Origin of the sequence: Wolbachia endosymbiont (group A) of Acrocera orbiculus (genome assembly GCF_947250015.1) — a bacterium.
GTDB lineage: Bacteria > Pseudomonadota > Alphaproteobacteria > Rickettsiales > Anaplasmataceae > Wolbachia > Wolbachia pipientis.
Genome location: NZ_OX366272.1, coordinates 409146 through 424229, shown reverse-complemented (window position 1 = coordinate 424229; position 15084 = coordinate 409146). Strand labels below are relative to the sequence as shown.

At 34.6% G+C, this 15084-nt stretch carries 11 protein-coding genes; 7 read left to right on the top strand and 4 right to left on the bottom strand.

From position 1 onward, the window contains the following. Positions 1–88 precede the first annotated feature (88 nt). The 3 genes from ftsH to OOL03_RS02095 all read right to left on the bottom strand — a co-directional run bounded on the left by ftsH (position 89) and on the right by OOL03_RS02095 (position 4232). Entirely contained in the window at positions 89–1927 is a 1839-nt protein-coding gene (gene ftsH, locus OOL03_RS02105) for an ATP-dependent zinc metalloprotease FtsH (protein WP_264705471.1), read from the bottom strand. A 12-nt stretch (positions 1928–1939) separates the two neighbouring features. After that, complete coding sequence (tilS, locus tag OOL03_RS02100; protein ID WP_264705472.1) at positions 1940–3235, bottom strand: tRNA lysidine(34) synthetase TilS; 1296 nt, start codon at positions 3233–3235, stop codon at positions 1940–1942. A 517-nt stretch (positions 3236–3752) separates the two neighbouring features. Then, the gene (locus OOL03_RS02095; protein ID WP_264707520.1) at positions 3753–4232 is read right to left on the bottom strand and encodes an OmpA family protein; all 480 of its coding nucleotides are present in this window, start codon (positions 4230–4232) and stop codon (positions 3753–3755) included. Positions 4233–4507: 275 nt separating this feature from the next. On the opposite strand from OOL03_RS02095, the gene OOL03_RS02090 reads away from it, so the two are divergent. From OOL03_RS02090 to ppa, 5 genes are all read left to right on the top strand, one after another. Continuing rightward, positions 4508–5926, top strand: a complete 1419-nt coding sequence (locus tag OOL03_RS02090; protein ID WP_264707519.1) for a gluzincin family metallopeptidase — start codon at positions 4508–4510, stop codon at positions 5924–5926. 23 nt (positions 5927–5949) lie between these two features. After that, positions 5950–7026, top strand: coding sequence for a rod shape-determining protein (locus OOL03_RS02085; protein WP_264707518.1), 1077 nt, complete (start codon positions 5950–5952; stop codon positions 7024–7026). 316 nt (positions 7027–7342) lie between these two features. Then, positions 7343–8455, top strand: a complete 1113-nt coding sequence (gene mnmA / locus OOL03_RS02080; RefSeq protein ID WP_264707517.1) for a tRNA 2-thiouridine(34) synthase MnmA — start codon at positions 7343–7345, stop codon at positions 8453–8455. Positions 8456–9241: 786 nt separating this feature from the next. Further along, on the top strand, positions 9242–10465 hold the full coding sequence (locus OOL03_RS02075; RefSeq protein WP_208571592.1) for a WD1261 family protein: 1224 nt from the start codon (positions 9242–9244) through the stop codon (positions 10463–10465). A gap of 59 nt (positions 10466–10524) precedes the next feature. Then, complete coding sequence (ppa, locus tag OOL03_RS02070; protein WP_010082061.1) at positions 10525–11031, top strand: inorganic diphosphatase; 507 nt, start codon at positions 10525–10527, stop codon at positions 11029–11031. Positions 11032–11243: 212 nt separating this feature from the next. On the opposite strand, the gene OOL03_RS02065 is transcribed toward ppa, so the two are convergent. After that, positions 11244–12200 carry an IS5 family transposase gene (locus OOL03_RS02065; protein ID WP_253303449.1) on the bottom strand — a complete coding sequence of 319 codons (957 nt, stop codon included), beginning with the start codon at positions 12198–12200 and terminating at the stop codon, positions 11244–11246. Positions 12201–13194: 994 nt separating this feature from the next. Between OOL03_RS02065 and OOL03_RS02060 the strand changes: the two genes are divergently transcribed. After that, positions 13195–13815, top strand: a complete 621-nt coding sequence (locus OOL03_RS02060; protein WP_010082437.1) for a superoxide dismutase — start codon at positions 13195–13197, stop codon at positions 13813–13815. Then, on the top strand, positions 13812–15083 hold the full coding sequence (locus OOL03_RS02055) for a M16 family metallopeptidase (protein ID WP_264707516.1): 1272 nt from the start codon (positions 13812–13814) through the stop codon (positions 15081–15083). Before OOL03_RS02060 ends, OOL03_RS02055 begins: the two co-directional genes overlap by 4 nt. Position 15084 lies beyond the last annotated feature (1 nt).

Here is a 15084-nt window from a genome sequence, read left to right as displayed (position 1 = left end):
TATTAATATTTTAATACAATTTATATTGACAGTTACAATTCTGAATGTTTTATTGCAGCGTTAGCTGATTAGCATTTTTAAGATGAGGTCAACTCTCATAGAGAGAGGATTTTTTTATTTTCTCATTCTTCTCATTTTCCTCTCTAACAATTTTTTTTCCATTTAATATGTCCTTTATTTCATCTCCTGTTAAAGTTTCAAACTCCAGTAGATTTTCGGCAATGAGATCTAAGCCTTTCTTATGCTTGGTCAAAATGTCTTTTGCTTTTTCATAGCAAGAAGACACAACTTTCTTTACTTCTTCATCTATAAGTTTTAACGTATCTTCAGAAATTATCTCAGAACCATGTATGGTTTGTTCGCGATTGTGATAGATCGGGCCTATTTTGTCACTCATTCCCCATTTTGTTACCATAGCGCGTGATAAATCAGATGCTTGTTTTATATCCGAAGATGCACCGCTTGTGACTTTATCGTAGCCAAAAATTAGCTCCTCTGCCACTCTTCCACCCATAGCAACAGTAATATCTGCTATCATCTTTTCTCTTGTGAGGGACACTCTATCTGTTTCTGGTAGTCTCATAACTAAACCGAGTGCTCTACCGCGTGGAATAATTGTTGCCTTGTGTATAGGATCAGAAGCAGGCATATTAACAGCAATTATCGCATGACCAGCTTCATGGTATGCAGTCAGTCTCTTTTCCTCTTCTGTCATAATTAGGGATCGTCTTTCTACGCCCATCATCACTTTATCACGTGCATATTCAAAATCGTCCATGGTAACAATCTTCTTGTTTCTTCTTGCAGCAATAAGTGCAGATTCGTTCACTAAATTTGCTAAATCAGCTCCAGAAAAGCCTGGTGTTCCTCTTGCAACTGTTTTCACGTTTACATCTGGTGCTATTGATATTTTCTTTATATGAGTATTTAATATCTTTTCACGCCCATTTATATCGGGTAAAGAAATAGTAATCTGTCGGTCAAAACGACCAGGTCTAAGCAGTGCTGGATCTAAGACATCCGGACGGTTAGTCGCAGCAATTATTATTACACCTTCATTAGACTCAAAGCCATCCATCTCAACTAATAACTGATTTAATGTTTGTTCTCTTTCATCATTGCCGCCACCAAGACCAATGCCACGATGCCTACCCACCGCATCTATTTCATCTATAAAAATTATACAAGGAGCATTTTTCTTGCCTTGATCAAACATATCACGAACACGACTTGCACCAACACCCACAAACATTTCAACAAAATCAGATCCAGAAATACTAAAGAATGGCACATTAGCTTCTCCTGCAATTGCACGAGCAAGTAAAGTTTTACCAGTTCCAGGAGAGCCAATTAAAAGGCACCCTTTTGGTATTTTTCCACCTAATATTTGAAATTTTTGCCTTTGTTTAAGGAAATCAACGATTTCTACTAGCTCCTCTTTTGCTTCATCAATTCCGGCAACATCATCAAATGTTACTTTTTTTCCACTAGTCATAAGTCTAGCCCTTGACTTGCCAAAGCTTATAGTTCTGTTGCCCCCCGCTTGTGTTTGTTTAAGAAAGAATAGCAAGAAGCCAATAAAGATAAATGTTGGGACCCATGAGATAAGTAATCCACCAATTACGTTCATGGCAGAATCTCCAGTTGAAAAGGAGAATCTCACTTTTCTATCATGTAAATTTTTTATTAGGTCGCTATATATGACACCGCTTGAATTGAAACTTGAACCGTCCCTGAACTTGCCTTCAATGCTCTGGTTTTTTATGACAATATTTTCTACATCATTGTCTTCTAGTCTAGTTAAAAATTCCGAAAAAGGTATAATTGTTTTACTTTTACCTACATTTCCGCTGAACTGAATATAAGCAACTGAAATAAGAACAATAATTACTAACCAGATCAATAAGCCTTCTAAAAATTTTTTCATTTCTATTTCTAACTAAATACTAATCAAGCTTACCAAATTTTGTTTTATCGTGCTATTAATAATGCATTGAGCCTTATCGTCATTGGTATTTTTTTCGTTATAATTTACATCAGGATAAGCAAGCACCTTTCCATCTTTTAGCACTACAGGCAAAGAATAGAAAACTTCAGGGCAGCAGTTGTAATCCTTCAGAAATTCAGGAACTTTTTGTGTTTTTTTTAATGGAGCGATGATAACTGAACACTCTTGATTTCCGAGTATTGTGCAGCTAAATCTGTTATCCCATTGAGTAGGTTCATTTAAAGGTAGGTTTACGGTAATTTCTTGTATCTTTGACGATTCTCTAATTATCAAGATATTTTCTCCATACTTTCTTATTTTGCACCCAGAAAGTGTACAGTTAACATTACTATCCTTTTGCAATATTTTATTAAATATTACGATAAGGCTATTATACCTTGGTTTATAGTGTTTACTGGCAATTGCCATTATAGAGTAAAGAAGAAGCCTCAAGGCTATTTCCTCTGGCAATTGATAAAATTCACTTAGTTTAATTTCAATATAACCAAGATCATGCACATTAACGCAGTCATTAAACGCAAGGCGTGTGTAGTGCATCAACGCTTTTGCAGCTCTTTTCATATGAAGGGCTGTGAGGCATATTCGCTCTGTTAAAATCTCTTGATTGTCACTTGCTTTAAGTAAGTTGCGGTATAAAGTTCGTCTGTATTTTAAGTCATGATTGCTTCTATCTTCGATCCACTTTAACTGGTGAAGCTTAGCGTACTTTTCTATTTCACTACGACTAAAATTTAACAATGGCCTAAATATATAAATACCATTTAGGAAAGACTTGTAGTCCATTGATGATAATCCATCTACGCCACTACCTCGCTCTAATCTTAACAAGAACGTTTCTGCTTGATCATCTTTGTGATGAGCGACGAGCAAACATTTAACATTATTGTTTTTACACCACTCTGCTAGTAACTTATACCGTGCTTTTCGTGCCTGTAACTGAATATTGCCTTTAATATTTTGCTTTTCCCAATTTAATATGAACGATTCCTTTGCTCCAAGTTCCTTTGCATAACTTACAACAAAATCAGCTTCTTTTTGAGACTCTGAACGTAATCCATGATTTACTGTTAATGCTATAGGAAGTGAAAGCTTGTTTTTTTTTGCCCAGTTAGTCATTAAGTGCAGTAAGACTATACTATCTACACCACCTGATACTGCAACTGCAACTTGATTGTTATAGAAAGCAAAACTATTAACCACATTTTGAAATAATAACTCTAATTCCATTATGTCTCTTGATGGCCAGATAGGTCAGATCTCTTACGTCATACCGCGACTTATTTGTGGTATATATAGATCCCGCTCAAGCAACGAAATATGACAAGTTTGTCCTTTTTTGTCTACCCCAGTGCCCTTTCTTTATGTCATCCCAGTGCTTGACACTGGGATGGCTTTGTTGCATCGCTAGCTATGATGGATTAAAGATAAAAAAGGTGGAGAATATCAGTAGCTTATTATTCTGGTATTTACAACAAGAACGGTCAGTGAATACCTAAATTTGAGTAAAAGAAATTTCACTACCACTCACTAATCCGGCTAAAATTCAAGAATTTCAATGCTTTAGCTATTTTCAATAGAATTAAATTTATTAATATAAATAACAAATTACTATTCTTAAATTTGATCAGATTGATTGCAAAAAAACAAGATTTTCAATAAGTTGCTTATAATCCTAATTATAGTTAGCCTTTCATAAGTAGCGATGCAACAAAGCCCACTGGGATCCAGGTTTTAATGCAAGAAACTATTTCTTTATTCCAGAAAATGAAAATTCCACTCTACGATTTTTAGCATGCTCTTTTTCATATTTAGAATTTCTAGAATCACCTTTTACATTAACCAAAGGCTCAGTTTCACCTTTAGAAGCAGTTTTTATTCTGTTTTCTATGTAGGGTGTACAACTAACCATAAATTTTTTAGCTGCATCAGCCCTTCTAGCGCCTAGCGCAAGATTATATTCATGAGAACCACGGTTGTCAGTGTGACCAGTTAAAGTAACCTTCGCGTCAGGGTTATCTTGTAACACCTCCATTACGTCAAGTAATGCATCTGCACTTACTTCATCAATACTAGATTCATCATAACCAAAGAAAACTCTTTTATCACCTATCTGCTTAACAACAGAATTTATTTTATTTGTTGTATTTGCTCCTTTTTTTGGGCAAGAACTTACACCAGTAAGTAATAAACAAAAACAGCACATTATAACCAGTCTACTCCACATTACTAAACCTCCATAAATTTTAAATAGTGCGTAACTTTAATTTCAGTAGCTAATATCTCTCCATATTGTAATATAGTCAAGAGAAATAAAATACTAAATACTTTTTCTACAACCTTACAATTAATTTTCCTATAATATGCTGGACTCTGAGTAGAAAAATCCAATAAAAGAATAAAAAGTACAATTTTTTATTGTACTTTAAGCAAATATACTTTTAACTTTATTATTAATCTATTACGGTATTAAACAGATGTTTTCTAAAATAATGAACAAATATGCAATCTTATAAGTTTTTAGAGGAAGTATTATATAGGGTAAAGAATATCGAAAATACGCTAAAAGTACTAAACCAAAGCCAATTGAATATAGAGGACAAAGTTGAACAAATGAGTCTTCTAGAAGAAATCAGACATGAAATTATCTCTCATGACGCAATAAAGGAATCATTAGCAGATGCTCTTGGTAACAAAAAAAGTGCAAATACTCAGCAGCTAAAGTTAATAGAGAGAATACATAAAAGCAACAGTGCTGTTCCTATTGATTTAGTAAAGTCTTTATCCAAAGCTAAGGTTGAATGCCAAAATTTATGGAAGCTATCTCATTCTGAAACCAGTAACTTAGAAAAACTAAAAGAACGTTTTACTGATTTAATCACACTCATTCGCGAAGTAGCTTCTATAAAATCGCAGCAATTAAAATGCTCAAAATACGACTCACTGCTTGCTGACTATGACTCTGATATCACAGAAAAGAATATAAGGGAAGTATTCCCCAAGGTAGGCAAATTTTTTAGCGAAAATGTAGATAAAATAATTGAAAAGCAGAAAAAGGATAAGGATAAGGTTACTAATATACAAAAAGTTGCTACTCAGAAACAGATTGAACTTGGCTCATTATGTTTACAGCAAATGGGTATTGCACTAAATGAGATTCGTACTTCTTATTACTACCCTATAGATTATGATGAATCTGATTTTTGTTATGGTTTATTTTCACTTTTACGGCATAGTGGTTATGCAATTTATCAAAAATGTTTAGCGCAAAATTCTATAAGTAGTCCAATTACGAGACATGTTATGTATGAAACTCAAGGGTTATTCATGGAAAGGATGATTGGAACATCCAGAGAATTTATTGAGTTTATTCAACCACACATAAAAGAGAAGTTTGCTATAAAAGGCAAAACTAATAGCAGTGTTGAAAATTTGCACTTGGTTTTCAATGAAATAAACCTTTCTTCTTTTTTAAAAAATGCAGATGAATTTAGTCTGTTAGCTCATATTATGTTGAGAACTAAGTTAGAACAAGATATAATAAATGGCACATTGGAAGTCAAAGACCTGCATGATGCGTGGTTGGAAGGTATGAAGCACTATAAAATTCCAGTAAAAGCTAAAAATGAGCTAAACACTTATTTTCAAGATGAATATTGGGCAAGCGGTGTTATGGGCTACTTTCCTATAAAAATTATTGCTTTAATTGCTGCTGTGCAGATTTTCTCTTTCGTTAAAAAGAATCATTACGAATCATTAAGTGCTATAATAAAAGGAGATTTTAGTTTACTTATCAGTTGGTTATCTCAAAATGTATACAGTGCAAAGTGTGGCCTGGAACTGCTAAAAAAAGTAACAGGTAAGGGTTTAGACGTTGAGTGTGTTACTTACTACTTATCTGAAAAGTATAATTTGTCTTAATAAATGGTTTTCTTGAGTTATGTATGAATTTTGTTCGAAAATTAACCGGAAAGTTTTATAGCCTTTTTACTTTCAAAGGTTTGTTTGCTAGCGATATTGCTATAGACCTTGGTACTGCAAACACTTTAGTTTATCAGAAAAATCAGGGAATAGTGCTTGATGAGCCTTCAGTTGTAGCAAGAATAAAAGAAAAAGGAAGTTACGTTCCTTATGCTTTTGGTAAAAAAGCTAAAATGATGCTTGGAAAAACGCCTGGAGAAATAGAGGCGATAAGGCCCTTAAAAGATGGAGTCATTGCTGATTTTAAAAGTGCGGAAGAAATGCTAAAATATTTCATACGCAGTGCAAACACAAAATTCACTGTTAATAAACCTAATATTATCATATGCGTTCCATCTGGATCCACGCCAGTTGAAAGGCGTGCTATACAAGATGCAGCAGAAAGTGCTGGTGCAAATGAAGTATTTTTAATTGAAGAACCAATGGCTGCAGCAATCGGAGCTGGGCTCCCGGTTACTGAACCTGAGGGTTCTATGATTGTTGATATAGGAGGCGGTACAACTGAAGTTGCAATTATTTCTTTAGGCGGAATTGTTTATTCACGTTCTGCCAGAGTAGGTGGCGATATTATGGATGAAGCAATAAAATCATATATTCGTGAAAATCATAAGTTATTAATCGGTGAAACAACCGCTGAGAAAATTAAGAAAAGCATAGGTTCAGCCAGTATGCCAGGTGAAAATAACAAAGAGGGAATGATAATTAAAGGCAGGGATTTAGTGAGTGGCATGCCAAAAGAAATGCTTTTATCAGAATACCAAGTTGCAGAGAGTTTAATAGAGCCTGTACATCAGATAATTTCTGCTATTAAGACTGCGCTGGAGAGCACTCCACCTGAACTTTCTTCTGATATAGTCGATAGAGGAATAGTTTTATCCGGTGGTGGTGGATTATTACGTAATCTAGGTAAAGTTATCAGTGAAACAACAAAATTACCGGTTCGTGTTGCAGATGACCCACTTTGTTGTGTTGCCTTAGGTAGTGGAAAAGTGCTTGAAAACATGGATTATTTTGGCCATGTTTTATTCAAGCAAGATTAAATTATTTTTGAAGGTAGTTTATCGAATTGTTTTGATGGAATTATGTAATATAAATGAGATCCCAGTGTCATGCACCAAGTAATTTGAAGGCAACTTCTAGCAGAAAAGGGTGTCATCCGAGTAGCTAACACTGGGATCCAGGAAACTTGATTACAAATAAATATGCTGTTTTAATGAATTTGTGTAATAGAAGCTAGATTCCAGTGTCAGCTACTTTCATGACATTATCTACTATGTAAATTGCCCCCAAATCAAAACGTTTGCACAGTTGTATGTTGGAATGACACAAGATTTGCGTTTATAAATTAAGGCGGTTATGCTAAAAGAATTTGAAATTGAACCTCTGCTAAAAGATAAAACTCCGCACCAGACTAAGGCTGTTGTTGCAATGTCCGGGGGAGTTGATAGCTCGGTTGCTGCAGCACTGCTATATAACCTTGGGTACCAGGTGATAGGTGTGACTCTTCAACTCTATGGCACTGACGGTAATGCTAACGCAAGAAAGGGTGCATGCTGCGCTGGACAGGATATTTATGACGCTAAGCGTGTAGCTGAAAGTGTTGGCTTTCCTCACTATATTTTAAACTATGAGGAAATATTCAAAAAGGAAGTAATAGAGGATTTTGCGAGTACCTATATGCGTGGGGAAACTCCCATACCATGCGTGAGATGTAACCAAACGGTAAAATTTCGTGATCTATTGCAAGTTACAAAAAATCTTGGTGCGGATGTGCTCGTAACAGGACATTACGTGAGAAGGTTAGAAAAAAATGGTGAGGTAAAGTTGTGCAGAAGTATTGATAAAAGTAAAGATCAAAGTTATTTTTTGTTTGCTACAACTCAAGAGCAGTTAAAGCTTTTGCGATTTCCGCTAGGTGGGTTCTATAAAAGTGATATAAGAAAATTAGCAAAATATTTCAGTTTACAAATTTCTGAAAAGCCGGACAGTCAAGATATATGCTTTGTTTCCGAAAGCTATAGTAAAACAATAGCTAAATTAGCTCCACAATCTGTACAGAAAGGTAAAATAGTGGATGTTAATGGAAAAGTGCTAGGCGAGCACAGTGGCATAGTAAATTTTACAGTGGGGCAAAGAAAGGGCTTGGGTATCGCACACAATGAACCTCTTTATGTGATAAAAATTAATACAGAAAATAATGAGGTTATAGTAGGTCCGATCAACGTATTAATGCAAAAAAAAATATTGATCAAGGAGTTAAATTGGTTAGAACAACCAAAGGAAGGTATGGAAGTAACTGTGAAGCTGAGATCATCACATGCGGGAAGTTTAGCAACAATACATTCAACTGACGAAAAAAATAAAGCCTGTGTCATTTTAAACGACGATTACTTTGGCATCAGTCCAGGTCAAGCCTGTGTAGCGTATAAAGATGAACAAGTTATCGGCGGTGGATGGATATGCTCTTAACTAAAAGCTTTAATGCAGAGTGTAAACATACAATAGACTTCTTGCATAACCATATAACAGAAACGAAAAAACTTCCTTGACAAACCTCGCCAGCCCCCTTATCATGAAACTGAAGCTATTTATTTATCTTCTCTGTACAGATTAAATGACAAAAAAACTCACGTATCTGGCGTCTCATGTTTAATTTTTTGCACTATGTGCACTCTATGTCTTTATCAAATTTCTGGGTTTTTACCTACACAAGCTGAAATACGCTTATAAAGCATTTAAAACATTAAAAAACGCCAACTTAAAAAATGGATAGTGAATAACTAGCTACCCTAGGGTTTCTTTTGCCTTTTTTTCTGTTTAGTAAATTTCTTAACGTTTATAATTTAGATTAGTTGCGGCTTAAAAGCAGCTAAATCGCGGTTATTAAGTGTTTAGAATAAAAAAACGCCATACTTGAAAGTATAATGTAAGTAATTAGCCAACCACGGGGCTTCTTTTGCCTTTTTTTTATTTGGTAAATTTCTTAATGTTTGTAGCTAAACGACAACCGTCATCCCAGCGGGATCTAGAGATACCGCGAATGAATCGCGGTATGACGGTTCGCGGCGGCATAAAGATAAGTCTCGTCATCCCGCTGCGTGTTAGCGGGATCTCTTGTTAGTGGCTGAGATACCGCGGCGGTATAGCTATACCTTTTTCTACTTAGTTTGGGTTATGCAAGAAGTCTAATAACATTTATTGCTATTTTGCCATGTATCCCTTATACTATAAAGTAGAACATTATAGGTTTCAGCAATGATAAAAGAAATTGAAGAACTAATAAAAATTGTTGGTAAGGGTAATTTATTAGAGACGTTATTTATTTTTTTAGGTAGCTTTCAACATGCTGACTTAGGTCGTTTTATGGATCACAGAAATCATTTTGGTTTGTCTGAATTCATTAGAAAAAAAGAGGAACCATTAGATAAATATTTTAACTTAAAATTTAGTCTACAAGGGCTGTTTTTAATTTATGCTCAAGCTTATCAAATTCTAAGTGAAAACAATAACCTGAATACTAAAGATGTCATAGATAAAATATATGAAGTTATTAAAGGATCTGAGTTAAATGAATATATAAATGAAGTAGTAGATGGAAGAAAATTAGATTTACTTAACATCTTAGCAAATCCAAAGAGAGAACCAATATTTAAAACAGAAGAAGATTTTGAAAATAAAGTACTCATTGGTCTTAGAAAGTTACTAAGTGAAGGAAATACATTAAACAAATATGACAGAGAATTTGCATTAAATAAGTGCGTTATCAGCAGCTATTATTCCATTCATGACATAAAAGCAGATAAAGATATAGCATTGTTCTTTTCTTTGGGTGGTCACTATAAAGAACTTTCGTCATCTAACAAAACAGTAAAAAGAGAAGTATTAGAGATATGTGAGAATCAGTTAATAGAGAGCTATATAATGTTCTTAGCTGGCAAACTACACATGATCGGATTATCAAGTAGAGATAAATATACAATCGACCATGAGAATGTGGATCGGCAAGAGAAAGCATTGAAAATGGATGGATTAATATATCCTATAAATACAAAAAACACCCTAGAGCAACTGTTAAAAAACCAAAATAGTGATGAATTTGAACAATTAATAACGAGCCCTGATAATATATACTACTCAGTGCTGCAAGAAGAGAATGAATGTAGGCCAAATCCTATCACCAGCAAGAAAAAAGAAAAAGACCATAAAAACACAGTCTGTAAACTTATTTTAGGTATGTTTGTATTATCTGTTGGGTTATATGTTGCTGATTATTTCTTTATGGAGCAAAAATTATTTAATCCAATAAAAGGTGTCCTACCACAGGATAATTTTGCTAATCTAGTAATTGCTGCAGTGCTTACTATCGTAATAGTATATGCTTTATTTCAATTATCACAGGAACCACCACTTTCAACAGTCAATAAGATGACGAATGAAAATTTAGGACAGCCCGTGCAAAATAAGTTTAGAATTACATAAATGTAGCAACTTAAAAGCATATATTGTATAATGCTTATTCTTAAGTTAAGAGGTAATTTATGGATTTAAGTAAAATAACAGCAGGACCAAATGCGGTGAATGTGGTAATTGAAATAAGTGCGAATGCTGAGCCTGTAAAGTATGAATTTAATAAAGAGTTTAGGTTGTTACAAGTTGACAGATTTTTATCTACCTCAATGACTTATCCTTGCAATTATGGGTTTGTACCAAATACCTGCGCAGGTGATGGTGATCCTGTGGATGTTTTGGTGCTAACTCAGTTTCCCTTAGCATCTAGTGTTTTAATATCGGTGCGTCCGATAGGCGCATTACTCACTAAAGATGAAAAAGGAGAAGATGAGAAAATATTAGCTGTGCCTGTTTCCAGTGTTGATAGCTATTATGACAATATAAAGGACTATTCTGACTTATCTAAAAGCCTACTAGATAAAATTACTCATTTCTTTTCTCATTATAAAGATCTAGAAAAGGGAAAAACGGTAGCAGTTGGAGAATGGGTTGGTGTGGAAGAAGCAAAGAAAATCATTGAAAAAAGCAGAAATTAGTTTTTATTGATTTATAGCTAAAGTGGCTTAGGTTTGCCCACAATTTGAAAAACAACAAATTCGTCATTCCGCTACTTGTTAGCGGAATCTATACCGCGCACAACTGTACGAACATTGCAATATGGCACATAGTAAACGATGTCATTCCAGTGCGTGACACTGGGATGGCTTTGTTGCATCGCTCTTCGGATAGTAGGTAACGTACAATAAATTCATGAAGCTATCTCAAACTTAGCCATGCCTATTTCAGTAAATTTGTTAAGCAAATAACACTTGAGTAGCAGTTCCTTCTCACGATTAATCTCAGATTTGCTCCTAAAACTAAACCCAAATATTCGCTTCAACCTTGAGAAAAATCCTTCAATATACGATCTTTTTCCGTAATTTACTTCTTCTTTCCATCTTTTTATACCATTCTCACCATGTAATTTCATTAACTGAATAGCGGCATTTCTATCAAGCATATAATCCAATTTTGGATGCTCTGCTGCGTTGTTTTTCGGAGGAATTTTCGTTTTTATACCATATTGATTACACAGCTTATAGAGCTTTTCTCTGTCATATGCCCTATCTGCATATAGTACTTTTATGACATACTGAAAATCGACTTCTTTTAGCAAATCACAAGCTCCATAGTGATCAGAGTAGACACCGTTACTGTATTTTACAGCTATGGCTTTTTTGCTGTTTGTATTCAACATTACATGCAATTTTCTTGTCTGTTCATAGCTGCGATACTTTCTATCTTCGCTATTTTCTTTGCTATGACCAGGAGTGTTGTTGTATATACTAATTCCTGTACTGTCTATAGTAATTTCGATATCTTCCATATTATTTTTATCAATTCTGCAATCATTGATCTTAATATTGAGTTTCTTAAACCTTCTTGATGATTGTGAATAGCTGATAACTTGCAAATTTTTCCCAATTTGCTCAAGGTATCCTGCTATAAACCCAACTGTTTGCCTCAGGCCTATTCTAAATAAACAAGTTATTATGTGCACCAAAATTACAACTTTATCGCTATAAATATTGTTGCCACCTGGTATTTTTGGACCATTCTCGTACCACTTTTCTATGGCTTCGTTGATATAATGAAAAATATTTCCTCTTTTTTCTAGAAATTTGTTATATTCGCTATGGTTACTGACCCTCATTTTTTGTGGCATATTTTTTCTTTCAAGGTTAAATGGCTATTTTATAATGAATTTTGTCAGTAGCCACCAGATTTTTTCAGTTGCTATGCAACAAAGCCATCCCAGTGTCAAGCACTGGGATGACACCCTTTTTGGGTCCTCTAAGTAGCCTATATAGTGTCATCCAAGTAGCCTCCCTCCCCTGTCATCCAAGTAGCTGACACTGGGATCTAGCAAGCTTTGCTTGCAAATAAGTCTAATACGCGTCGCGTTTTATGCCAAAACACAATTGGAGTTACATGCAAAATAGATCCCAGTGTCAGCTACTTGGATGACAAAAAAAGGAGCACTGGGATGAAACCATTTGTTGTGTTTAACAAAGTTCGTACTTAGCTTCATGTTAGCTACAAATATTAAGAAATTTACCAAATGAAAAAAAAGGCAAAAGAAGCCCTGGGGTTATTATCCGCTTTAAAATATTGGCGTTTTTTATGTTTTAAACGCTTGACAAGCGAGATTCAGCCGCTTTTAATTGCAACTAACTTACGCTGCAAATGTTTAAGAAATTTACTAAGCAGAAAAAAAGACAAAGAATCCCCGAGTTAGCTAGTCTTTTACTATCTCTGTCGAGTATTGGCATTTTTTGATGTCTTGTAACGCTTTATAAGCGCGTTCAGCTTATTTAGATAAAAACCTAGATGTAGATGAAGTTTTGTAAAGACATACAGTATCTATATACTGCAAAAAATTGAACATAAGACGCCGATACATTAAGTAATCCTTACCTTTTAATCTGCAGATTGGCGAAAGCAAATACAATAGCTTCAGTTTCATGATAAGGGGGCTGGCGAAGGGTGTCAAGTAACTTTTGCATTTAATCCATTTCTATGGCTTATATAATAATCGTTATTGTAGTATAATTTAGAATAATGCAATAGATACCTAAATGTTTTAGCTATTAATTATATGTTGCATAAAAGCATATATTGCCCTACCATCCAAGTAGGTCAAAAATAAAGAGGTTGGCATGAGTTTTACTTTACCTGAATTACCATATGATAAAACAGCTTTGGAGCCTTACATATCTGCAAAAACTTTGGATTTTCATTATGATAAGCACCATAAAGGATATTTAAATAAACTCAATGAGCTAGTTGAAAATACGGATTATCAACATGTAAAAATTGAGGAATTAATAACAAAAGTGCATGGTAATAGCGGCAACTTGCCTATATTTAATAACGCAGCACAAGTTTGGAATCACACTTTTTATTGGAATTCAATGAAAAAAAATGGTGGTGGTAAGCCTAAAGATGGTAGTCTTCTAGCAAAAAAAATTCAAGACGATATCGGTGGCTTTGATAAATTTTATGAAGAATTTTCGAGTCATGGAGTAAGCCAATTTGGCAGTGGATGGGTATGGTTAGTGCTCGAAAAAGGTAGGTTAGGAAAGCTCAAAATCACCAAAACTCCAAATGCAGATTTGCCAATAATTTATGGCCAAGTGCCACTACTCACTATGGATGTGTGGGAGCACGCCTATTATTTAGATTGTCAAAACCGTAGAATTGACTACATAAAAGTTTTCCTTGATCATTTGATTAATTGGGATTTTGCAGAAGAGAACTTAGAAGAATATATGAGATGAATATACCCCGGGTAACAAAATTAGATAATGGTCTGCGCATAATAACTGAGCAGGTGCGTGATATTGATTCCGTAGCTTTAAGCATACGAGTTGGTGTTGGCAGTAGAGCAGAAAGTGCAAAGCAAAATGGAATATCCCATTTTTTAGAACACATGGCTTTCAAAGGGACGAAGACAAGAACTGCCTTTGAAATTGCAAAAGCTTTTGATGACATAGGTGGAGTTTTCAACGCTAGCACCGGTAGGGAAAGCACCACCTATTATGCAAAAGTCCTCAAGAAAGACATAAAAACTGGTATTGATATATTAATAGATATATTGATGAATTCCACGTTTCTAGAAGATGAATTGGAACGTGAGAAGGGTGTTGTAATACAAGAGATTTTTCAAACTAATGATTCACCAAGTGACATTATTTTCGACAAATATTTTGAGGCAGCTTATAAAGACCAACCATTTGGTAGGTCAATCTTAGGCACGCAAAATACTGTAAAATCTTTTACTCGAGGAGATCTAGATAATTACATAAATGAGCATTACTTTGGTGAGAATATGCTATTTGCCGTTGCAGGAAATGTTGAACATGAAGAAGTTGTTGCATTAACCAAAGATTTTCTCTCAAAGATTCATTCTAAAAAGCTGAAAAAAAGCCAAAATGCGAGCTGTACTGGTGGTGAGTATTTAGAACATCGTAAATTAGATCAGGTACACTTGCTAATTGGTCTACCTAGTGTTTCTCGCCATGACGATAAATATCACACGTTTCAAGTGCTTGATTCTATATTAGGGAGCGGAATGTCATCACGTTTATTCCAGGAAGTAAGGGAAAAGCAGGGATTAGCTTACTCTGTTTATTCATTTAATTCCAGCTATACTAATACAGGAATGTTTTCCATTTTTGCTGGTACAGACAGTAGTAACTTAGATAAGCTTTTAAAATCTATAACGACAGAGTTGAAGAAGTTGTCTACAGATGATCTGAAGGAAGAAGAAGTAAATAGAGTGAAAGAGCGAGTAAAATCCCAAATTTTAATGTCACGCGAAAGTGTTAGCTCACGTGCTGAAACATTGGGACACTACTACGGTAACTATAATAGGTACATCAGTAAAAATGAATTAATAGAAAAAATTAGTGCAGTTACCACTGCTAACATAAAAAAAGCAGCAGAAGAATTGTTATCTCAGCATGAAAAAACCACTCTAGCTGCAATTGGAGAAATTGAATCATTGCCAAGTTACGATAAAGTGGTTTCTATGCTTAAAGCTTAGT

What these genes read in the sequence shown, in the direction of transcription:
- ftsH (WP_264705471.1), bottom strand. Translation starts at nt 1,927, where the DNA reads ATGAAAAAATTTTTAGAAGGCTTATTGATCTGGTTAGTAATTATTGTT.
- tilS (WP_264705472.1), bottom strand. Translation starts at nt 3,235, where the DNA reads ATGGAATTAGAGTTATTATTTCAAAATGTGGTTAATAGTTTTGCTTTC.
- OOL03_RS02095 (WP_264707520.1), bottom strand. Translation starts at nt 4,232, where the DNA reads ATGTGGAGTAGACTGGTTATAATGTGCTGTTTTTGTTTATTACTTACT.
- OOL03_RS02090 (WP_264707519.1), top strand. Translation starts at nt 4,508, where the DNA reads ATGCAATCTTATAAGTTTTTAGAGGAAGTATTATATAGGGTAAAGAAT.
- OOL03_RS02085 (WP_264707518.1), top strand. Translation starts at nt 5,950, where the DNA reads ATGAATTTTGTTCGAAAATTAACCGGAAAGTTTTATAGCCTTTTTACT.
- mnmA (WP_264707517.1), top strand. Translation starts at nt 7,343, where the DNA reads ATGCTAAAAGAATTTGAAATTGAACCTCTGCTAAAAGATAAAACTCCG.
- OOL03_RS02075 (WP_208571592.1), top strand. Translation starts at nt 9,242, where the DNA reads ATGATAAAAGAAATTGAAGAACTAATAAAAATTGTTGGTAAGGGTAAT.
- ppa (WP_010082061.1), top strand. Translation starts at nt 10,525, where the DNA reads ATGGATTTAAGTAAAATAACAGCAGGACCAAATGCGGTGAATGTGGTA.
- OOL03_RS02065 (WP_253303449.1), bottom strand. Translation starts at nt 12,200, where the DNA reads ATGCCACAAAAAATGAGGGTCAGTAACCATAGCGAATATAACAAATTT.
- OOL03_RS02060 (WP_010082437.1), top strand. Translation starts at nt 13,195, where the DNA reads ATGAGTTTTACTTTACCTGAATTACCATATGATAAAACAGCTTTGGAG.
- OOL03_RS02055 (WP_264707516.1), top strand. Translation starts at nt 13,812, where the DNA reads ATGAATATACCCCGGGTAACAAAATTAGATAATGGTCTGCGCATAATA.